Annotated in this window: 17 protein-coding genes; 11 read left to right on the top strand and 6 right to left on the bottom strand. The window is 56.2% G+C overall.

Annotation, left to right across the window (positions count from 1 at the left end; all coding sequences use genetic code 11):
• The first annotated feature begins 126 nt into the window (after positions 1-126).
• The 7 genes from G7Y44_RS00575 to thiD all read left to right on the top strand — a co-directional run bounded on the left by G7Y44_RS00575 (position 127) and on the right by thiD (position 7,467).
• On the top strand, positions 127-1,326 hold the full coding sequence (locus tag G7Y44_RS00575) for a hypothetical protein (protein ID WP_165246698.1): 1,200 nt from the start codon (positions 127-129) through the stop codon (positions 1,324-1,326).
• Between the two features lie 275 nt (positions 1,327-1,601).
• Positions 1,602-2,168 (top strand): hypothetical protein, encoded by a 567-nt coding sequence (locus tag G7Y44_RS00580; protein ID WP_165246699.1) that lies wholly within the window; start codon positions 1,602-1,604, stop codon positions 2,166-2,168.
• A gap of 248 nt (positions 2,169-2,416) precedes the next feature.
• The gene (locus G7Y44_RS00585) at positions 2,417-2,725 is read left to right on the top strand and encodes a hypothetical protein (RefSeq protein ID WP_165246700.1); all 309 of its coding nucleotides are present in this window, start codon (positions 2,417-2,419) and stop codon (positions 2,723-2,725) included.
• Between the two features lie 188 nt (positions 2,726-2,913).
• Positions 2,914-4,083: an ATP-binding protein gene (locus tag G7Y44_RS00590; RefSeq protein WP_165246701.1), complete on the top strand. Its 1,170-nt coding sequence runs from the start codon at positions 2,914-2,916 to the stop codon at positions 4,081-4,083.
• 287 nt (positions 4,084-4,370) lie between these two features.
• A complete protein-coding gene (gene thiC / locus G7Y44_RS00595; RefSeq protein ID WP_165246702.1) occupies positions 4,371-5,861 on the top strand; it encodes a phosphomethylpyrimidine synthase ThiC in 1,491 nt (496 codons plus the stop codon).
• Positions 5,862-6,003: 142 nt separating this feature from the next.
• Positions 6,004-6,603, top strand: coding sequence for a cysteine hydrolase family protein (locus G7Y44_RS00600; RefSeq protein ID WP_165045293.1), 600 nt, complete (start codon positions 6,004-6,006; stop codon positions 6,601-6,603).
• 72 nt (positions 6,604-6,675) lie between these two features.
• Positions 6,676-7,467 (top strand): bifunctional hydroxymethylpyrimidine kinase/phosphomethylpyrimidine kinase, encoded by a 792-nt coding sequence (thiD, locus tag G7Y44_RS00605; RefSeq protein ID WP_165246912.1) that lies wholly within the window; start codon positions 6,676-6,678, stop codon positions 7,465-7,467.
• 101 nt (positions 7,468-7,568) lie between these two features.
• Here the strand turns inward: thiD and G7Y44_RS00610 are convergent, their stop codons facing one another.
• Complete coding sequence (locus G7Y44_RS00610) at positions 7,569-8,186, bottom strand: response regulator (RefSeq protein ID WP_165246703.1); 618 nt, start codon at positions 8,184-8,186, stop codon at positions 7,569-7,571.
• A complete protein-coding gene (locus tag G7Y44_RS00615; RefSeq protein ID WP_165246704.1) occupies positions 8,183-9,352 on the bottom strand; it encodes a sensor histidine kinase in 1,170 nt (389 codons plus the stop codon). The genes G7Y44_RS00610 and G7Y44_RS00615 overlap by 4 nt, the downstream gene beginning before the upstream one ends.
• Before the next feature lie 171 nt (positions 9,353-9,523).
• On the opposite strand from G7Y44_RS00615, the gene G7Y44_RS00620 reads away from it, so the two are divergent.
• The 3 genes from G7Y44_RS00620 to G7Y44_RS00630 are packed head-to-tail and all read left to right on the top strand — an operon-like array spanning position 9,524 to position 13,188.
• Positions 9,524-10,564 (top strand): ABC transporter ATP-binding protein, encoded by a 1,041-nt coding sequence (locus G7Y44_RS00620; RefSeq protein ID WP_165246705.1) that lies wholly within the window; start codon positions 9,524-9,526, stop codon positions 10,562-10,564.
• Between the two features lie 19 nt (positions 10,565-10,583).
• Positions 10,584-11,939 (top strand): ABC transporter permease, encoded by a 1,356-nt coding sequence (locus G7Y44_RS00625; RefSeq protein WP_165246706.1) that lies wholly within the window; start codon positions 10,584-10,586, stop codon positions 11,937-11,939.
• On the top strand, positions 11,926-13,188 hold the full coding sequence (locus G7Y44_RS00630; RefSeq protein WP_165246707.1) for an ABC transporter permease: 1,263 nt from the start codon (positions 11,926-11,928) through the stop codon (positions 13,186-13,188). The genes G7Y44_RS00625 and G7Y44_RS00630 overlap by 14 nt, the downstream gene beginning before the upstream one ends.
• A gap of 87 nt (positions 13,189-13,275) precedes the next feature.
• Here the strand turns inward: G7Y44_RS00630 and G7Y44_RS00635 are convergent, their stop codons facing one another.
• From G7Y44_RS00635 to ahcY, 3 genes are all read right to left on the bottom strand, one after another.
• A complete protein-coding gene (locus tag G7Y44_RS00635; RefSeq protein WP_165246709.1) occupies positions 13,276-14,934 on the bottom strand; it encodes an amidohydrolase in 1,659 nt (552 codons plus the stop codon).
• A 136-nt stretch (positions 14,935-15,070) separates the two neighbouring features.
• Positions 15,071-16,036, bottom strand: coding sequence for an alpha/beta hydrolase (locus G7Y44_RS00640; protein WP_165246711.1), 966 nt, complete (start codon positions 16,034-16,036; stop codon positions 15,071-15,073).
• 36 nt (positions 16,037-16,072) lie between these two features.
• Entirely contained in the window at positions 16,073-17,359 is a 1,287-nt protein-coding gene (gene ahcY, locus G7Y44_RS00645; protein WP_165246713.1) for an adenosylhomocysteinase, read from the bottom strand.
• Positions 17,360-17,572: 213 nt separating this feature from the next.
• Between ahcY and G7Y44_RS00650 the strand changes: the two genes are divergently transcribed.
• Positions 17,573-18,916, top strand: coding sequence for a glycosyltransferase family 2 protein (locus tag G7Y44_RS00650; RefSeq protein ID WP_165246715.1), 1,344 nt, complete (start codon positions 17,573-17,575; stop codon positions 18,914-18,916).
• A 201-nt stretch (positions 18,917-19,117) separates the two neighbouring features.
• On the opposite strand, the gene G7Y44_RS00655 is transcribed toward G7Y44_RS00650, so the two are convergent.
• Positions 19,118-19,870 carry a double zinc ribbon domain-containing protein gene (locus G7Y44_RS00655; RefSeq protein WP_165246717.1) on the bottom strand — a complete coding sequence of 251 codons (753 nt, stop codon included), beginning with the start codon at positions 19,868-19,870 and terminating at the stop codon, positions 19,118-19,120.
• Between the last annotated feature and the right edge of the window lie 27 nt (positions 19,871-19,897).

A 19,897-nucleotide genomic window follows, 5' to 3' on the forward strand; every position in this document is an offset into this window, starting at 1 on the left:
TGTCTTACTATTCTATACTTTATGAGCGATGAGGTAGCTTCGTTGCTTCGTTGAATGTGGGTAGTTGACGTGGCACAAGCGTGAGAATTGAACTGCTGCCAGCCACTCTGAAGGGATGATGTACGAATGGCAACCGATGCTGCGTTTCCTTACCAGTTCGGATCATTGACGGAAGGCGTACTCGAGGATTACCGATCAGCTTCTTTCATTAGCGCGAAAGCAGCCGCTCGAGAGCTTGCCGCCGAAATGATCCCGTTCAACGAACGCTTGTCATCGTATATTGCGCAACGGCTCGACATTCCCGACAACCCAAAGTCTATAAGGAGGGCTCTTCGAGCGGCAAGTAAGCACAAAGGGCTTGATCTATCCTCTGCGAACCTGAGTCAGTGGATCTCTGAGCCGAAGGGAGAGGTGACTCTGAGTCCAAAAAGCGCGTTTAAGCTATGTGTTGCGCTGGATCTGAACTTGTTAGAGGCCGAGCATTTTGTTTTTGATTGCCTGTACCAGGATTGGTTCAACTTCCGCGATAGGGAGCAGTGCGTTTACGGTTTGTGTTTGGGAGCTAAAGACATACTGAGGGATAACGTCTATCAGATTGCAAAGGAGCTTCTGCAGGAAGAGTCCTCTAGACACAGCACATTTCCTGTTGTATCAGATGATGCGACTAGTTGCACGCAACTCATCAACTGCGGCTTACGAGATTTCGCAGCGCGCAATTATGCATCCCAAAAAGAAGCTGTTTCTTGGATGCGAGACTATTTAAGCGAATGCGCACCTTTGTTCACAGGGGTAAGATTGTCGGCTGCACGTTGCTATCGAACTTACTTCGATGAGGGTGGAGCCGGTATAACTCCTCTGGTGGAACTCTACCGCAGAAAGACGGGCTTAACCCTCCCCTCTACAAGTTATCTGGATATGACAGACACGTGCGTTCTTCCCAACAAGAAGAGGCTTTTATGGGGTATCATCGGCCGCCCTGCATGGGTTGAACGAAACGGTAGAGATTGGGATATTCTTCACGACAGTACAATTAGAACCGAGCGTCATGCAGTGGAGCGAATGGCAAAAACGGGCTATCTGCGTGGAAACATCATTGCTGTACTGTTCTTCCATTTCTGCCTTGAGAATGCATTCTCGAACGATTCCGACCTATTCACTCGCTTCTATGAAACAACGAACCTCATCTTGGTCGACGAGTGTGCCATGGCACCCCTGCATCCACGAAAACCTTTCGACAGGCTGTTTCTAGCAGCGTTGTCAAAGCATGGCAACCAGGATCCCATCCAATACCTCAACGAGATTCTTGAACAATTCTACGCATCATAAGGATCTATGCGGTGGCGACATTAGTGGCTGAGTGCTCCGACAAACGAGATCCCCTTTATCGACGAGATTGCCGACTACCAATCGGAAGATGTACGGATTCTTTTTCCGAGCCCTCCCTCTTGAAGTGGCGTGTTGCCTTTTTGAAAGACGGGTTTCCAAAACTGCTCCATCTGCTCTGAGATAATGAAATAATGGGGATCAAGTTTTAGCGCCTTGTCAAAGGAAAGAAGTGCGTACTACGACAAGCTCCGCACCTTACACATTTAGGAGAAAAGATGAGTGGAAAAACCTGCACTACCTGTGGAGCCGTAATACATGAGGACGAAAAGAACTGTCCCCAGTGCGGAACAGCGCTCATTGCCACTAGCGTACCTACCATTAGTACACCGGATGAAGCAGGAACCGCTGCTCATAATATATCCTCTAGCAAAGCATCAACTCCTGCGATATCGCGCGTTCTTGCAAATTGGAAGACAAGCGTTGGAGCAAGCATCGGTGGCTTTTTTGCATTCTTAGCACTCGGTAGATCAATCGAACTCGTATCTTCCACTTCCTATGGCGGATTTCTCTTATACCTTATAGCTTCGTTTATATGGATCACCTGTAGCATTTGTTATGCATCATCATTCTACCCATCTCTCTTCAGGGCAGATAGTCAATACTCTGCCTCATCTGCCTTCATTTCTTTCATGAACTTGTTCTTTGGCGGTATCATCTTCGGATGCCTTTGGAATAGCAACCTCACGAAGGGTGCCAAAGGCATATCGTATATTGTCTATGTGATTATCGGTGTGATAGAGCTTGTCATAGGTTTTGTGGTTACCGCATCCGTTCTTCTCTAAAACAGTGAGGTTATCTTGACAGTTTCTGGCCTCCAGCTATCAAAGTGTTATACGAGAATCATGCCAAATGACACAAAACCCGGTGACAAGGATCATCTAATGTCAATCTTTGATGCTCAGCTATCTCTCATAACTTCCAGTCTGCAAGGTTGCGATTGATGCTGTGCAGAATATGAAAAGTGCAGGTCTACATACTACAAGGGGTTTAAAGTTTAGTTTCAAGAATAATAGTAGGAAGGGGAGCGATTATGTATAAAATGATAAAGGCAGCTCGGGAATATGAGTTGATGATAATCCAAGCGGAAATTGATCGCTACAGAAGACAAGCTGAAAAAAGCGCTCGGGAACTCGAAAGACTGAAAGAGATCGAAAGGACAGAACGTCAGCGTTATGAAGAAGAGTGTCGGCGACGCGAAGAAGAAATTCTACGTTATACTGAGCTGCGCAAAAGCGACAATGCAGACGATCAGCGTGAAGCTGATGCTATACTCGAAAGACTAGCGCAAGAAATCGAGAAAATCTTTGCCCAATGGGAAAGCGATAAGGGAAGAGTTTGACACGGGATTGCGCATCTTTCAAATGTCATATGGCTCGTGCATCGACGGCGTAACAGTCATGAAAATCATATCGCTATAAGCTCCGTTTGTATCTTCTAGATGTCTGTCCAGATAATCCAGATATTGCACTAGGTAAGTGCAGTATATGCTAAAATGTGCACTCTCATAGTGCACATGAAGGACTTACCATGGAACGACTTTACGAATACATGCAGCGCCAACTTGCTCATACGCCCAATGACTTTCTACGCTACCGTTACGGGCAGATCAACTGGGAAAACCCGATGCTCGGACTCGTGGGTCCGCGAGGTGTGGGTAAAACCACGCTGTTTCTCCAGCACATTGCCAACGAACGCTCGCTTGACGAAACGCTGTACGTTTCCGCAGATCACATGTATTTCGCCAACCATACGCTCTACGACACGGCAGAAACGTTTTACCACAACGGCGGACGTTTCCTCTACATCGACGAGGCTCACAAGTACGAAAACTGGTCGCGTGAGCTGAAGGCCATGTATGACACCTTCCCTGATTTTCACGTTTACTTCACCGGCTCATCGGTGCTCGACATCGAACGCGGTGAGGCCGACCTGAGCCGTCGCGCGCCAAAATACCTCATGCAGGGCCTTTCGTTTCGCGAGTACCTGGCTATACGCTACGGCATCGAAACTCCCGTTCGCAGCCTCGAACAGATTCTCGCCCATGACTACCGTATCGAGGGAATCGATCATCCGATTCCTTTTTTCAAAGACTACCTGTACCTTGGTTACTACCCCTTCGGAACCGATCATGATTTCGAGGTTGAGCTCGATCAAGTTATCACACGTACCTTGGAAGTTGATATCCCCCAATTCGCAAACATGACCACTGCAACTGGGCGCAAGCTCAAACGACTCATGGCTATTGTCAGCACGTTAGCACCTTTCAAACCCAACATGTCGCAGCTCGCGAGCAGAATCGGCGCAAGCCGCAATAACGTGGAGGATTACTTGCTTTACATGGAGAAAGCGGGGATGATCGCGCAGCTACGCACTGAGCGCACGAATCTTGGAGCCCTCGGCAAAACCGAGAAGATCTACCTAGACAACACCAACATTCTCGCGAATCTCAGTGAACAGACCGAGAATATTGGCACCGTTCGAGAAACTTTCTTCTACAACCAGATGCGTGTCAACCACCTGGTGACCGCCTCTACCATCTCCGATTTCGAAATCGACGGGATGACGTTCGAAATCGGTGGCAAGAACAAAGGGAAAGACCAGATAAAAGCGGCTGAACGCGGCTATATCGCAAAAGACGACATCGAGTACGGACACGGCAACGTTATCCCACTTTGGGCTTTCGGGTTGAACTACTGAGCGTGACGAGGGTCACACCAAAACACGAGGATTCCCCGGCAGGTGCCGTTTGTTGCATATGGGTGCGCCCGGTGCCGATTTTCTGCGGGATGTGCCCGTCTGTGCTTCCCGGTACCGTACAATGACCTCACCGGGGAGCTCGCACGCTTTCGTTGCGTTGTGGCAGTCGTTTGCGCTGCAGCATTGCTGTGCGGAAGGCGGTGGGCTGAGAGGAGGCGCGCGGTGTATACCTGTCGCCTCGACCCGAAGAACCTGATGCGGGTAATGCCAACGAAGGGAGAACCATCATGCCAAGTAAGCAGGCATGCGCCATTGCGCCCGAAACCACCGTAGCTCAATCCGTCACGTCCGAACTCACTGCGCTCGAATCTATTGCCTCCGAACCCACTACACCTGATTCTGCTGCCTCCGAACCCACTGCGCCGGAATTCGCCACATTCAAACGCACTGCACCCGAACCTGTCACGCAGATCGACTTCGCCCGCGCTGGTGTTATCACGCCAGCTATGCACATCGTAGCGGAAAAGGAGCATCGCGACCCCGAAACAATCCGCGCAGGCGTTGCTTCGGGACGCATCGCTATCCCCGCGAATATCCATCATACGTCGCTTTCGCCCGAGGGTGTGGGCACGTGCGCAGACGGCGCGGGGCTGCGCACGAAGGTGAATGTGAACCTGGGCATTTCGGGCGATGTTGCTGACGAAGCCGAAGAATGGAAAAAGGTCGACGTAGCGCTCGAACTTGGTGCCGAGGCCATTATGGATCTGTCGAATTCCGGCAAAACACGCGCTTTTCGCACGGCACTCATCGAAAAAAGCCCTGCCATGATTGGCACCGTGCCCATGTACGATGCTATCGGGCACTTAGATAAGGCGCTCGTGGACATTACAGCGGACGACTTTCTGCGTGTGGTGCGTGCGCATGCGGAAGACGGCGTTGATTTCGTTACCATTCATGCGGGTATGAACCGTCGTGTTATCGACAGCTTCAAGGAAACGGGGCGCCTTACCAACATTGTGAGTCGTGGCGGCTCGCTTATCTTTGCATGGATGGAAGCCACCGGCAACGAGAACCCCTTCTACGAACACTACGACGAGGTGCTTGAAATCCTGCACGATCATGACGTGACCATTTCCATTGGCGATGCCATGCGCCCCGGTTCAACGTATGACGCCACCGATGCGGCGCAGATTGCCGAGCTCATTGAAATTGGCAAGCTTACGCGGCGCGCGTGGGACGCTGGCGTACAGGTGATGGTGGAAGGACCGGGGCATATGGCGCTCGATGAAATTGCGGCCAATATGAAGCTGGAAAAGCGGCTGTGCCATAACGCGCCCTTCTATGTGTTGGGACCTTTGGTGACCGATATCGCGCCGGGCTATGATCACATCACCGCCGCCATTGGCGGGGCAATTGCCGCTTCGAGTGGTGCGGACTTTCTATGCTACGTAACGCCAGCGGAGCATTTGCGCCTGCCCGACGCCGACGACGTGCGCGAGGGGCTGGTAGCAACCAAGATAGCCGCACACGCTGCCGACATGGTACGCCGCGTGCCGGGAGCGCGCGATCGCGACAACCGCATGAGCGATGCCCGCCGCCGTGTTGACTGGGACGACATGTTCACCCTCGCGCTCGATCCCGCGAAAGCGCGTCGCTATTTCGAAAGTGCACCGCCTTCCACGGAGGGAACGTGCACCATGTGCGGTAAGATGTGCGCCATGCGAACGGTGAATCAGATCATGGATGGCCTTGTCATCGACTTAGGTGAAGAACGCTGACGAGGTGAGCTTGCGAAGAGCGCTGACGAAAAGCCTGACGAATCGCGCGAAACGAAGTGTGCGAAACGACGTGCGCGAAACGGACGGAAAGACCATTCGATAAGCTGCTCGCGTTTGGGAATCAGAAGAATTTGGAGGAACCATGCTAGGAGACGAGAAGAATACCGCGCTTGTTGACGTTGATGGATTGCGCGCGAGCGACTGCGCGCTGCTGGTCATTGACGAGCTGGGCGATCCGCGCGAAACGCCGTTGGAAGGTGTGCTGCTGCCCGCCATCCAGAACACGGCGCGTTTGTGTGAGGTAGCGCGCGAGCAGGGCATGCCCGTAATCTTTACGAACGACGCTCACCTTCCCGGGCTCGACCGTGAGCTTGAGCTGTGGGGGCCGCATGGCATTGCCAATACGCCCGAAGCACAAACGAGTCCGCTGCTCAATCCACAAAAGAGCGACTTCACAGTGGAGAAGCGCCGCTACAGCGCATTCTTCCAAACAGGGCTTCGTCTGCTGCTCGATGAGCTGGGCGTGCGAGCGCTCATTTGCTGTGGCATGGACACCAACATCTGCGTGCGGCACACGGTGGCTGATGCCTACTTCAACAACTTCGACGTTGTGGTGGTGTCTGACGCGACGGCAACTTTCTTGGTGGGCAACCAAGAGGAAGGTCTCGAGTATATGAAGGCGTGCTACGCGGCAGCGGTGATTAACACCGAGGAAGCGTGTGCGCTTATCGGTCGTGCGTAGGTGCGACACAGGATTGCCGCGCTGGAAAGCGGAATGGCGAGAAAGCAGGAAAGCGAAAGCGAAGGTGCGGGCATGAAGGCCGTTTTGAGCATTGCGGGGTCGGATTCAAGCGGGGGCGCGGGGATTCAGGCCGACATTAAGACCATCGAGGCACACCGGCTGTTCGCCGAGACGGCCATCACCGCACTTACCGCGCAGAATACCACAGGCGTGTTTGGGGTGGAGAATGTACCGCCGGCGTTCGTGGAGCAGCAGATCGACGTGGTGTTTGACGACATTCGACCCGATGCGGTGAAGGTTGGCATGGTGTCATCGGGCGACATTGCGGCTACCATCGCTCGCGCGCTTTCTCGGAACGGGGCTCGAAACATCGTGGTTGATCCGGTGATGGTAGCTACGAGCGGCAGTGCGCTTGCCGAAGGCGGGGCGGTTGCGACGTTAGTCGATAAGCTGTTCCCACTTGCCGCAGTAGTCACACCCAACATTCCCGAAGCATGCGCACTTGCTGGCTTTCCCGTTGAGAGTGAAGCCGACATGGAGCGTGCTGCTGTTGCTATTGCAAGCCTTACGCCGGGAGCCGTGCTGGTGAAAGGCGGTCATGGCAGTAGCGCCACGGCGAGCGATTATCTGCTTTTACCCGATGGGTCGGGTGTGTGGCTTCGCGCCGCGCGTGTGGATAATCCCAATACGCACGGCACTGGATGCACGCTGTCATCGGCTATCGCATGCGGGTTAGCGAAGGGGCTCAGTATAGAAGACGCCGTTCGTGCGGCAAAGGCATACCTGACACGTGCCCTTGAGGCGCAGCTCGATTTAGGGCGGGGAAGTGGCCCCCTCGATCATGGGGTTGAGCCGGGCTGTTAGCGCTGCTTAAAGCCGCCCCATCTGTGTAGACGGTACGTAGATGGGGCGGCAACGTCGCCTGTATGTGTGTCAAGGTTGGCAACGTTGGCTGGCGCTCCGTGTTACTGATGTTGGAAGTAGAAGATTGCGATCTGTGTGCGGTTCTTCAGCGTGAGCTTCTGCAAGATGACGCTAATGTGATTGCGTACGGTTCCTTCTCCCAAATAGAGGGCAGTGGCGATCTGTCGGTTATCAAGCCCCTCGGCGATCTTTTCCACAATGGCGCATTCCCGCTCGGTGAGATTGGGATGCGAAAAGGACGTCGGCGTACGACGCAAAAGGGTGCTTGCCCGCTCAACTACGTCTCCTGCCAGCACGCTTTGGCCAGCCATAACACTGCGAAGCGCTGGCGCTATCTTAGCGGCGTCCTGCTTAATCAGGTAGCCGCGCGCGCCTAACTGCAGTGCTCGCACAATGTACTCGTCGTCGGAAAACGTGGTCAAAAACACGATGCGCGCGCACGGCTGCTCACGCAGGATAGCTTCGGCGGCGGCCAGGCCATCGGTTCCAGGCATCTGAATGTCCATGAGCAGCACGTCGGGCGTAAGTGCGGCGAAGCGCTCGATCGCCTGTGCGCCGCCATGGGCGCGCTCTATTACGTCAATGTCGTTTTCCGCATTTAAGATGGTGCTGAGCGATTCGGTGATGAACGGATCGTCATCAACAATTATGACTTTCATACGGTGCGCCTTTCGTTTGAGGATGAAACGCGTTCTTTCGGAATGGAAGCGAACACGACAAATCCGTGTTTGTTCCGGTCAAACCCTGCGCGGAAGGTGCCGCCAAGCGCGCCGACACGCTCTTCCATGGTACGCAAGCCGATTCCCGCAGAGGTGGTAGTGCGCGCGGAGCCTTCTTCGTCACTGCCGTTGTCGGTGACGGTGAGGTTCCAAAGCGCCGGATACTCAGCTACTCGAACCTGCACGCGTGTCGCGTTGCTGTGTCGTGCCACGTTAGCCAGTGCTTCCCGCGTTACGGCGGCAAAGCAATACGCCACCGCGTTTGGTGCGTTGTCGATCTCGTAGCGCAAGCTAACATTTTCCAGCTCGCTTTGCTCAACCAATCGCTCAAGCTGCGAGCGCAGGTCGAAGGCGTCGTCGTGTAGTGCATGTACGCTTTTGCGCACGGCGTCGAGCGCCTCGCTCACGGTTGCTGCGATAGGGGCGAGCTGCGCCTGCAACTGTTCGTCTTTGGCGTGCGTTACCTGGAGGGCTTGCGTTTGCAGCACTGCCCGGGTAAGCAGGTGCCCTACGTTGTCGTGGATGTCGCGCGCAATACGCCCACGTTCGGTAAGGGTAGCCACGCGCACCTCGTAGTCTTGCCGGTCAAGTAGGTCGCGGTTGCGCGCTTCCAGGGAAAGCGAACGTTCACGCAGCTCATCGCGTGCGGTGCGTTGTTCGTCGTGCTGAAGTAATAGGCGGCTCGTGCGCCAGGCGAGCAAGAGAGATACGGCCATGACAACCGCGATTATGGCACACACGGCAAGCGACAGGCGCACTGCGACACCCACAAAAGCTACAGCACACAGAAGCTGCATGGCGCGTAAACCCCTCACTGCATCTGGCTTTGCTGGCGTGTGGCAATGCTCACCGCGTTTACTGAGTCCGTGAGGAAGGCAATCATAGGCAATCAGGGGCACGAACAGCGCGCAAGGAACCACCACGAGCGCCAGGGCGAGGTAGGCGATGGCTGCGGCGTACCTCGTTTTTTTCGGCAGTACTTCAAGCAGCGACGATGCAATGACGGCTGCAAGCAAGCCGACAACCGTAAGCGATGGGGGCGCAACAAAGCCGAGCGCAAGGCAACACCCCAAAAACACAATAAGCTTGTCGAGCACGCGTTCCATGCAAACATCATACGGCAAGACACCGCTGCACGCGGCGGCAATCGGCACCTCATGAGCGAGGATGGGAAACTCGTGACAAAAGTCACTTCCGCGATAAGCACCCGATGCGGATACTGAAAAAAACGAAGGAAGTGTGCGCAGGGTGCGCATGTGTACAGAAGGGGGACTCGTATGGGCGAAACCGCGCAGCGTACGCCAAACGACGTTGTCGTTGAAGTGTCGAGCTTGGTGAAGCGCTACAAGGAAACCATTGCGCTCGACCATTTCAACCTGTCGATACGTCGCGGCGAAGTATTCGGGCTTTTAGGCCCGAACGGCAGCGGCAAAACCACCGCTATCAACTGCATATTGCAGCTGCTCACCTACGACAAGGGTGCGGTTCGGTTGTTTGGCGAGGCCATGGCGCCAACGCGTTACGACATCAAGCGCCGGATAGGTGTGGTGCCGCAGAATTTGGCAGTGTTTGAAGAACTTACCGTGCGCGAAAATATCGACTACTTCTGTGCGCTGTACGTATCCGACAAACACCGTCGTCGCGAGCTGGTGGATGAGGCCATTTCGTTCGTGGGACTCGAGGGATATGAGCGCTTCCGGCCGAAGAAGCTTTCGGGTGGCTTAGCACGACGCCTGAACATTGCGTGCGGCATCGCGCACAAACCGGAGCTCATCATCTTAGACGAGCCTACGGTGGCGGTTGATCCGCAGAGTCGAAACGCTATTTTGGAGGGCATTCTGCGGCTGAACTCGGAAGGTTCCACCATCATCTATACCAGCCATTATATGGAAGAGGTGGAGGAAATCTGCTCGCGTATTATGATCATGGACAAGGGACGCGGTGTGGCAAACGGCACGAATGCCGAGCTGAAGGCCATGATTGGCACGGGTGAGAAGTTGCGTATCCAACTGGTGGGCGACACCGGTGCTCCCGCTTTCGTAGCGCCGCTTGTGCGGGGTGGTGCGGACGTTGGTGCAGATTCGCCCGCCGAAATGGAACCGGCGTTTATGGCACGTATCCGCAGGTTGCCGCACACGCTGCGCGCCAACATCGAAGGCGACGTGCTGGAAGTCGATTGTGCAGTGGGTGCACACAACCTGGCCGACGTTCTTGCCGTACTTAAGGAGGCGGACGTGGCGTTCGGGCGCATCTATGCCGAGCCGCCCACGTTAAACGACGTATTCCTCGAGATTACCGGCACCGAACTGCGCGACTAGCGCGGGCGGGAGGCACATCATGTGGAACACGTTCAAATATACGACGCTTTATATCTCGCGCGAGCGTGAGATCCTCATCTGGGCACTGGCGTTTCCTATCATCTTGTCCACGCTGTTCTCGCTTATGTTTTCTGGGATGGATGAGTCGGTGTATGCCACCGATTTAGGCGTGGTGGTTGTCGAAGATGAGGCGTGGGAGTCTGATGAAGCTGCCGTGCTGCGCGAGGTGATGGATGCGATAAGTGAGCCAGGCACCGCGGCTGACGAGGTGGGTAGTCTTGTGGCACCGCACTATGTTGAAAGCGAAGAGGATGCACGCCGCACACTCGCCGACACCGATGCCATTGCCTACCTGATAGTTGACGAACAAGGCGCGCCGCAGCTGCATATGAAGCTCGATCCAGCTGACTCGTCGCTCACGCAACGGCAAACCGTGGTGAAGACGGTGCTCGATGGCGCACTGCGTACCAAGGCAGCGGTGAGTGATGCGGTTGAGAGTCATGTTCGTGCCGATGTGGAGCAAGCTGCCCGTTCGGGCGCGTTTTCGCCGGAAACCTTCGACGTGCAGGCGCTGCCTACCTCTGTTGAAAACTGGGATCAGGAAGCTTCCCTTTCTCTCGATGATGCTTCTGCTGCCTCGGATGTGCTTATGTATGTGGGTATCGACGTCGAAGCGCTCGTTGAGCAAGCGCTTGCAGCAACCGATGCTGAGCTTACCGAGCGCGTGTCGATCACGCACAATAAGCCAATGGAATCGGAGCGCTACTACTACGCCCTTTTGGGCATGGCGACGCTGTTCACCGCAAACATTGGCATGCTTGGAATAAACCGGATGCTGGCGAACACGTCGAGTGTGGGTGCACGCCGCACGTTGGGCGCGGCGTCCCGTACTCGCGTAATGGTAGCGACGTGTGCGGCGACATGGGTGCTGTCCTTCGCCTGTCTGCTGGTGGCGTATGTCTATATCCGTTGCGCGATTGGTGTCACGTTTGGTGGGAAAGATGCGGCGTGTGTGCTTGCGTTGGCGGCGTCGTCGCTTGCAGGTTGCATGCTCGGCGCTTTCATCGGCGCGATTCCGGGCGTTTCGGAAGGCGGGAAAGGCGGCATCATTACGGTGATTGCATGCTTTGGGGCGCTGTTTGCAGGGTTGTATGGGCAGGCGTGTATGTCGTTGGCTGACCACATTGCTGCCGTAGCACCGTGGTCGGTGTACGTGAACCCGGCGAGTTTGATCGCTCGGACGTTCTACAGCTTGTACTACTACGACAGCATGGTTCCCTATGCAGAGTCACTCGCGATGCTGCTGGTAATGGCGGTAGTTTTCTTGGCAGGAACCGCACTTTTGGCAAGGAGGCAGCAGCATGAACATCTTTAAGGCCGCCTGTAAGATTTTATTGAACAACAAAATGTACTTTCTCATGTATGTGGTGTTCTTAGGAGCTATAGGTGTGTTCGTGGCGACGGGGAACACGCAGGGAGCCACCTCGGACGAGTTCGTGCAGAACCGCGCCGATGTAGCCGTGATCGACCGCGATGGTGGGGCGCTAGCCTCGGGTGTCACCGAGGCTATGGCTTCGAATGCCACCATGGTCGAGGTGGCCGACACCGAGCGCTCTTTGCAGGATGCGGTGGCGCAAGGCATGGTCGACTGCCTGATCATCGTGCCGGAAGGTTACGGGGAAACATTTGTGGAAGCGGTTCGCGCAGGTGACGAGCCACCATGCGTTCAAACAGTGGCGAGCTTCGACAACATGGCAGGGTTTGAGGTGGAAAACCAGCTGCAGATGTACCTGTCGTGTGTGGCTGCACGTACGGCTTTAAGTGGGGAAGAAACTGCACAAGAGGCTCTGTCTGAGGCTGCAACGGCTGCGCTTGACGATATGGCTGAGCAAACAACAGCGTCGTATGCTATCGAGGAGGGGAAGGCCTCTCCCTTACCCGACGATTTCCTCTTGTATAATCGCTGGTCGGTCTATCCGATCGTGTGCGCCATTGGCGTGCTGGTAACGGTTACTTTGGCGGGTTTCAACCGCACTGACGTGCGCCGGCGTAATTTGTCCGCGCCGGTGAGCAGCTTGTCGCTCAGCTTGGGATTATCCTTAGCGAGTGTGGTGTGCATGCTCATTACGTGGGTATGGTTCGCTGGATTGGGCCTTGTTGCCTTCGGTGGGTCGCTTGAGGGTACCGATACGTGGCGTGTGGTACTGTGCTTGGTTGATTTGTTTGCGTATGCCGTGTTCGCGCTTGCGTTCGGCTTCCTGTTAGCGCAGCTGGGTGCAAGTGTTGCGGTGGCGAACTCGGCGGCGAATATCGTGGGCCTGGTGCTGTCATTTCTGGGTGGCGCATGGATTGATATACGGCTTATGGGGCAAACCCTGGAAACAGTGGGGCACTTCACGCCATCGTACTGGCATGGCCAGGCGCTCGTGAGTATCGCGCAGGCCGATGGGGCAACGTGGGACGCGCTTGCACCTGCGATCGCCGATATGGGCATTGTGTTCCTGTTTGCGGCGGCGCTCTTCGCCGTGGCATTAGTGGTGGGGCGCGTGCGGCTGGGAAATGCGGGTACGAAGGAACGTGCGTCTTCTGACAAGTCGACGCCGAAGGAAGCTTCCGTGGCGTAAGACTATTCGCGCACACGTTCTGAAGAGAAATAAGTTACTGGCCCTGCGCTTACTCGTTTGCGCAGGGCCAGCGGCTCTTGTCGGTTCTTATGCAGTGTATATGCAGCGGCCGCCGGTGAAGGTGGCCAGGGTGCGCGTCTTCTGAATGTCGGCTGCGTCACTGATGAGCAGGTTGCGGTCAACTACAGTGATGTCGGCCAGCATGCCCGGCGCGATTGTTCCCAGTTCGTGCGCTCGGCTTGCTGCTGTGGCGCTTCCCAGCGTGTAGGCGCGGATGGCTTCGGCCATGGTCACACGTTCGGATGGCAGCCAGCCGCCGGCGGGTTCATGTGTGGCGGGGTCTTGTCGTGTGACGGCCACGTAGAGCATGTCCATCGACTTCACGTCGACTACCGGAGAGTCGGTGCCGAACGCCAGCGTGCCGCCGACGTCAAGCAAGGCGCGCAGCGGCCACATGTACGGTACGCGCTCGTTCCCTAAGTCGCGCTCGGGGCCGCCCGGATCAAGCGTGATATGCGGGGGCTGCACGGCAGCGACCACGTTCAGGCTGGCCAGACGGGCGATGTCGTCCGGCAGGAAGTTCTCCACGTGCTCGAGACAGTTCCTGCGCCCCTGCGGCAGCTCGCCGAAGCGTTCACGTGCTTCTTCGAAGAAGTTGAGTGCGGCATGGATGGCGGCATCGCCGATGGTGTGGATGCGCACCGGGTACCCCTTTTCGGCGGCGGCCAGTACATAGTCGCGCATGAGGGCGGGATCAATGGTGGGCCGCCCGCAATCGTCGGCAAAGCGTGCGTTTGTGTAGGGGTCGGTTACCCAGGCGGTGTGCTGACTGGACACTCCGTCGAAGAATTGCTTGAAGCCTCGCGTGCTTAAGAGCGGATGAGTGTAGTCGCGCAGCATGCGTTCAAAGCGGCTCTGGTCGGCTAGTAGCGTGGGGAACATGTGGATGCGCGCGGTTAGTTCGTCCTTTTCTAGCAGTCGAGCGAAGGAATCGTCGCGGATGAAGTCGAGCCCGGGCGACGCCATAAGCGACATATCACACACGCCGGTAATGCCCTCACGGGCTAGCCGGGCAAGGAAGCCCCGGTAGGCGTCATCGATTTCAGCGTCGGTGAAGGCACCCACAATCTTGGGCATGAGCTCCATAGCTGCTGCTTCGCGCACGATGCCGGTTAGCTCGCCGGTATCGTCACGATCGTAGCTGCCGCCGGCGGGTGCTACGCTGTCATTGTTTACGCCCAGCTCGCGCAGTGCGACCGAGTTGAGCCACAGCGTGTGTGCGTCACCTGAGTACAGCGCTACCGGACGGTCAGGGAAAGCGGCGTCGAGCGAATGCTTCGACGGCATGACCGGTGGGTTCCAACGGTATTCGCGCCAGCCCTGTGAGAGTAGCCAGCCGGTGGGTCTACGCAGGGAAAGCTCTTGCATACGCCGTACGCAGTCGGCTTCGTTTTCTCCCAGAAACATCTCGGCGAGGGGCGACGAGTACAGTGCCGAATGGAAAAAGTGCAGATGAGAGTCGTGAAAACCCGGCGTCACAAACGCGTCTTCGAAATCGAACACGCGTGCAGGGGTCTGTCCTGTATTCGCGTTTGCAGCCAAATCGCGCAGGTCACAGGCGTTGCCTACAGCAACTATGCGGTCGCCCGAGAGAGCGATGGCTGCGGGTTTTGCCTCGTCGTTTGTTCCCGTGAAAACGTTTTGACTGATGATGATCGCATCAATGCGTTTCGCTTCGCATCCCATACAAAACCTTCTCTCTTATGCGGTGTTTCCCAAAAGAAACGCTGACTGGCACCGTCTTGCCTTGCGAATTAAGGGCAGGCGGAAGTAACCGATGTTTCTCTCAAGCGGATTATAGCCCTGTTCGGGTGCTCATGTACTACGCGATGAACGCCACCACTTCTTCAAAAGCACGTTGGCTTTCGGGAAGGTGCTCAATGAACGGGAAGATGTGCCACATGCCCTCATACTCGCTCAACGTTACCTGACAGCCTTCTGTGCGGGCTTCAGCGGCAAACGCGCGCATACCCGAGAGCATGATCTCATGCTCGCCGCCGATAACGAGCATTGGCGGCAGCCCCCGCTTCGGCCCGTACAGAGGGTCGGGCGGGAAGCTTCTCGGATCGAGCCCCTCGGCCCAGATTTCGGCAATCTGTTGGCAGCTGTATCGTCCGATCAGTGGGTCGTGCGCGTTATATCCTGTGGCGAGATCAACGTCACCCATCATGTCGAAAAACGGCGAGATCGCCAGTATGCGGTCAGGCAGCGCCGCGTTGCGCTGTACGGCCAGCTGCGCCACGGCAACCGCTAGGCTGCCGCCCGCCGAGTCGCCAAACAACACCAGGCGCGCGACTTCCTGCTCCGCACGCGCGCAGGCAGCTTCATAGGCGGACGTGGTTGCGGCAAGTGTTTCGGCGCAGCGGTGCGTGGGTGCGAGCGGGTAGATGCAGGCAGTGAGTTCGCATCCCGTGCGTTCAACCAAACGCTGGCAAAAACGCCACTGGTCATCGCTGATCCGCTTGAAGAATGCGCCGCCGTGGAAGTAAAGTACGTGGGTGGGCGTGCAGGTGAGCTCGGCGCTTTCCGCATGCTCGTTACTGGCAGAACCTGCGCTAGCTGCCGACCGCACGGTGACAAGCAGTGTTCCGTCGGCTGCATGCGAGCGCTCAACGTGCATCGACTCGCGTAAGAAAGCGGGTGGCTCATACGCGCTTTCCAGCTCGATGCGCTGCTCTTCGCGGCACGCCTCAACCAATTGTGCGAAGGGCACTGGCTCTGACCAAGGAGCCTTCGCGTTCGTGCGAATGAACATGTCGTAGATCGCCGTTGCCTCGCTGCTGCGCATGTGAGAGCCCGCCTTTCGCTTGTTGCTTTGCTTGTTCTAGAAGTTCCAGCTGTTCATGTAGGCAATCTGCTCGTCGGTGAGCTCGTCGATAGCAACGCCTAAGGTTTCCAGTTTCACGCGCGCTACGCCGTCATCAATCTCGGCTGGCACGTCGTATACCCGGTTCTCAAGCTCGTTTTTGTGGTGGTACAAGTACTCGGCGGCAAGCACTTGGTTAGCAAAGCTCATGTCCATCACGCTGGCAGGGTGACCTTCGGCGCAGCTTAAGTTCACCAATCGGCCCTCGGCAAGCACGGTAATGGTGCGCCCGTCGGCAAGTACGTACTCATCGACTAAGTGTTTCAGCGTGCGTTTCTCGGCGGCGTTTTCTTCAAGCCACGTCATGTTGATTTCGGAATCAAAATGACCGGAGTTCGCCAGAATTGCGCCGTCTTTCATGTTCTCGAACGCGGGTGCGTCGATAACCTTGCAATCGCCGGTGACCGTCACCCACACGTCAGCATGTTTGGCTGCCTCAGCTGCGGGCATTACCTCGTAGCCTTCCATGTGCGCTTCAAGTGCCTTGCAGGCATCTACTTCGCACACGATCACGCGCATGCCCATGCCTTTCGCACGCAATGCCAAGCCGCTTCCGCAGTAGCCGTAGCCCGACACCACCATGGTGCGTCCGCACAGCAGGCGGTTCGTGGCGCGCACGATGCCATCAAGGGTGCTTTGACCTGTGCCGTAGTGGTTGTCGAAGCAGTGCTTGGTGTTTGCGTCGTTAATGTTGAACACGGGGTAGGCAAGTGTTCCTTCAGCGGCCATGGAAGCGAGGCGCATCACACCGGTGGTGGTTTCTTCGGTACCGCCGATGACGCCGGCCAGCTTGTCGGCATGGTGTGTATGCAGTGCAGTATCTAAGTCGGCGCCGTCATCCATCACAATCTGCGGGTTGGTGGCGATAACCGCTTCGATATGGGCGTTATAGGAGTCCATGCTCTCGCCGGCGATGGCGTACACATTTACGCCAAAGTCGCGCACAAGCGAGGCGGCGGTGTCGTCTTGCGTGGAAAGGGGGTTGCTCGCGCACAGGGTTACGCTCGCGCCGCCTGCCACTAGTGCTCGCATCAGATTGGCGGTTTCGGTGGTCACGTGCATGCAGGCGCCAACGTGTACGCCTTCTAAGGGGCGCTCTTCGGTGAAGCGCTCGCGAATGCGGCGCAGAACGGGCATATCGCGCTCGGCCCACAGGATGCGTGCCTTGCCCGCATCGGCCAACGTGATGTCTTTGATGTCGCAGCTTGTCGGTTCGGCCGTTTCGATGTCGCAGTTCTTCGGCATAGATGCCCCTATCTTCTCGTATCGTATGCATTTGTGGTTTGCCCGCAGCACAGCGGGCCGGTGAGTTTCGCGTTTGGTTATTATACGGTTCGCCTGTGTGGAGCGCTCAATCGTATTAAGGAAAGTTGACGAATCAGTGCGAAATCAACGGAATCGCGTCCATTTTCTGACAAGCGGCTATAATCATGCAGACTTCGGGGTGAAGGAGTATTCGTGATAGACCAATTGCTGGCCAACATATCGTTCGTTGACGTGATCAACACCTGCATGTTTATCGCGTTCTCCTGTTGCTATGCCTACCAGCTGTTTTACGTGCTTGTAGTGCTGACAAAAAAGCCGCCCGAAATCACGGCGCGGCGCAATCATAAGTACGCCGTTATCGTTGCCGCGCGCAATGAACGAGCTGTTATTGGCGATTTGATGCGCTCCATTCGCGCCCAGAACTACCCGCAAGAGCTCATCGATATCTTCGTGGTGGCCGACAACTGCACCGACGACACTGCGCAGGTGGCTCAAGCGGCGGGCGCGACCAAGGTGTTTACGCGCAAAAATGCCGAGAAGGTGGGAAAGGGTTACGCACTCGAGTACGGCATCGATCGTATTCGTTCCGAGCATGCCGAGGCGGGCTATGAGGCCTACTTCGTGTTCGACGCCGACAACGTGCTTGACGAGAATTACTTCCGCGAGATGAACAAAACGTTCGACGGTGGAGCGAAGGCTTCGACAAGTTACCGCAATTCGAAGAACTTTGCATCGAACTGGATATCGGCGGGTTATGCCGTATGGTTTTTACGCGAGGCGAAGTTCCTTTCTCAGGCGAGGTTGACCTTAAACACAAGCTGCGCCATTTCGGGAACGGGCTTCTTTATTGCTGCTGAAGTCATTGAGGCGCACGACGGTTGGCAGTGGTTTTTACTCACCGAGGACATCGAATTCTCAACTTCTACTATCCTTGACGGCGACCGCATATCGTACTGTCCCACAGCGGTGCTCTACGACGAACAACCCATTACCTTCCGCGATTCGTGGAATCAGCGTTTCCGTTGGGCAAAAGGCTTTTATCAGGTGTTTTGGCGCTACGGGGCGCGGCTTGCCAAAGGTATGGCGAAAAACCCGAAGGGTTCGCGCTTCGCGTGCTATGACATGCTGATGACCATATCGCCGGCGATGCTGGTCACGTTTATTGTCGCTATGTTCAACCTGGTTATTGTGATACTCGGGTGTTTGGGTGTCATGTCTATGGGCAACGTAGTGGCAAGTTCGCTCTCATGCGTGATTTTCTGCATTCTAAACTACGTCATGTTTATGTTTCTGTTCGGCGTGCTGACCACCATTATGGAATGGGACGTTATTCGAGCCTCGACGGCGATGAAAATCCGCTCGGTATTCACGTTCCCGCTGTTCATGCTTACCTACATTCCCATCGCATTCGTGGCGCTGTTTAAGCGGGCCGAATGGAAGCCCATTCGCCACAGCATTTCGGTTGACGTGTCGGAGTATTCAACCACAGCATCTACGGGAGCAGGCATTTCCGTTGACACGCCCGATCAGCGTTAATGCAAATCAGAGCCAACTTGTAACGCAGTATTGGTGAAGTCAACGAGTGTTTCTTGCACTCTTGGTTTGTGCGCCCAGGGACAACGGGGACGTAGGCTATTGTCCCATTTTGTTTCAAAATGGGACAATAGCCTACGTCCCCGTTGTCCCTGGGCGTGACAGAATGCCCTGACCCTATTGTCACATAATTGGTTTGTATTCCTACAACACGCGGGCGAAGGTGAGTGCCCATACGTTTTGTACGCCCGCAGCGTGGAGTGCGTCGGCTGCGGCGAAAAGGGTCGATCCGGTGGTGTGAACGTCGTCTACCAAAATGACGCTGGCTGCCTGGCGCACGATGTCTTGTGCCGCTTCGCTCATCGAGAAGCGCTCGCTCATGTTCGCGATGCGCCCGCGCCGCCCAAGCGTGCGCTGATCTAAACTGCGTGGATGATCGAGCGCGTATGCAACCGGTAGGTCAAGCTCGTGTGCGAGAGCTAAAGCGAGCTCAGCGCCATGGTCGAACCCGCGCGCCCTTCGGGCGGCACGTGATGCGGGAATGCCGACGATTACGGGCCGCTTTTCCAGCCAGGTGGGCAGCGCGTACGGTGCCATGATGCGTGCCATGGCGGCGGAAAGCGCGCGGTCGCCGGCGTCTTTCCAGGTGCGCACGATGCGCGCTGCCGCATCGCCGTAGAGCACGGCGCTCGCGCAGCCGTCGTAGCCAGGTGCGCTGCGCCCCGCTGCAGCGAGCATGACATCGTTACATTCGCAGCATTGAATAGCACCGAAGGGGGATCCGCATCGGGGGCAGGCACGCCACCAGTCAATGTAGGGCAATTCTCTTCGGCACTGATCACAGAGCACTTCTCCCGGCACGTCACATACGGCGCAGCGGGTCGGCCATATCGTTTCCGATACGACGTCGACCAAGGCTGTCCGGTACGATTCTATCGATGCAAGAAGGCTGTTCATGGGTCGATGGTATCACGGGGCTTGCAG

Origin of the sequence: Adlercreutzia sp. ZJ141 (genome assembly GCF_011038965.1) — a bacterium.
Classification (GTDB): domain Bacteria; phylum Actinomycetota; class Coriobacteriia; order Coriobacteriales; family Eggerthellaceae; genus ZJ141.

Excerpts from the sequence above, each read along its gene's own strand:
- G7Y44_RS00640 (WP_165246711.1), bottom strand. The coding sequence starts at position 16,036 with ATGCGCAGCAGCGAGGCAACGGCGATCTACGACATGTTCATTCGCACG.
- G7Y44_RS00635 (WP_165246709.1), bottom strand. The coding sequence starts at position 14,934 with ATGGGATGCGAAGCGAAACGCATTGATGCGATCATCATCAGTCAAAAC.
- thiD (WP_165246912.1), top strand. The coding sequence starts at position 6,676 with ATGAAGGCCGTTTTGAGCATTGCGGGGTCGGATTCAAGCGGGGGCGCG.
- G7Y44_RS00580 (WP_165246699.1), top strand. The coding sequence starts at position 1,602 with ATGAGTGGAAAAACCTGCACTACCTGTGGAGCCGTAATACATGAGGAC.
- G7Y44_RS00585 (WP_165246700.1), top strand. The coding sequence starts at position 2,417 with ATGTATAAAATGATAAAGGCAGCTCGGGAATATGAGTTGATGATAATC.
- G7Y44_RS00600 (WP_165045293.1), top strand. The coding sequence starts at position 6,004 with ATGCTAGGAGACGAGAAGAATACCGCGCTTGTTGACGTTGATGGATTG.
- thiC (WP_165246702.1), top strand. The coding sequence starts at position 4,371 with ATGCCAAGTAAGCAGGCATGCGCCATTGCGCCCGAAACCACCGTAGCT.
- G7Y44_RS00575 (WP_165246698.1), top strand. The coding sequence starts at position 127 with ATGGCAACCGATGCTGCGTTTCCTTACCAGTTCGGATCATTGACGGAA.
- G7Y44_RS00610 (WP_165246703.1), bottom strand. The coding sequence starts at position 8,186 with ATGAAAGTCATAATTGTTGATGACGATCCGTTCATCACCGAATCGCTC.
- G7Y44_RS00655 (WP_165246717.1), bottom strand. The coding sequence starts at position 19,870 with ATGAACAGCCTTCTTGCATCGATAGAATCGTACCGGACAGCCTTGGTC.
- G7Y44_RS00620 (WP_165246705.1), top strand. The coding sequence starts at position 9,524 with ATGGGCGAAACCGCGCAGCGTACGCCAAACGACGTTGTCGTTGAAGTG.
- ahcY (WP_165246713.1), bottom strand. The coding sequence starts at position 17,359 with ATGCCGAAGAACTGCGACATCGAAACGGCCGAACCGACAAGCTGCGAC.
- G7Y44_RS00590 (WP_165246701.1), top strand. The coding sequence starts at position 2,914 with ATGGAACGACTTTACGAATACATGCAGCGCCAACTTGCTCATACGCCC.
- G7Y44_RS00615 (WP_165246704.1), bottom strand. The coding sequence starts at position 9,352 with ATGGAACGCGTGCTCGACAAGCTTATTGTGTTTTTGGGGTGTTGCCTT.
- G7Y44_RS00630 (WP_165246707.1), top strand. The coding sequence starts at position 11,926 with ATGAACATCTTTAAGGCCGCCTGTAAGATTTTATTGAACAACAAAATG.
- G7Y44_RS00625 (WP_165246706.1), top strand. The coding sequence starts at position 10,584 with ATGTGGAACACGTTCAAATATACGACGCTTTATATCTCGCGCGAGCGT.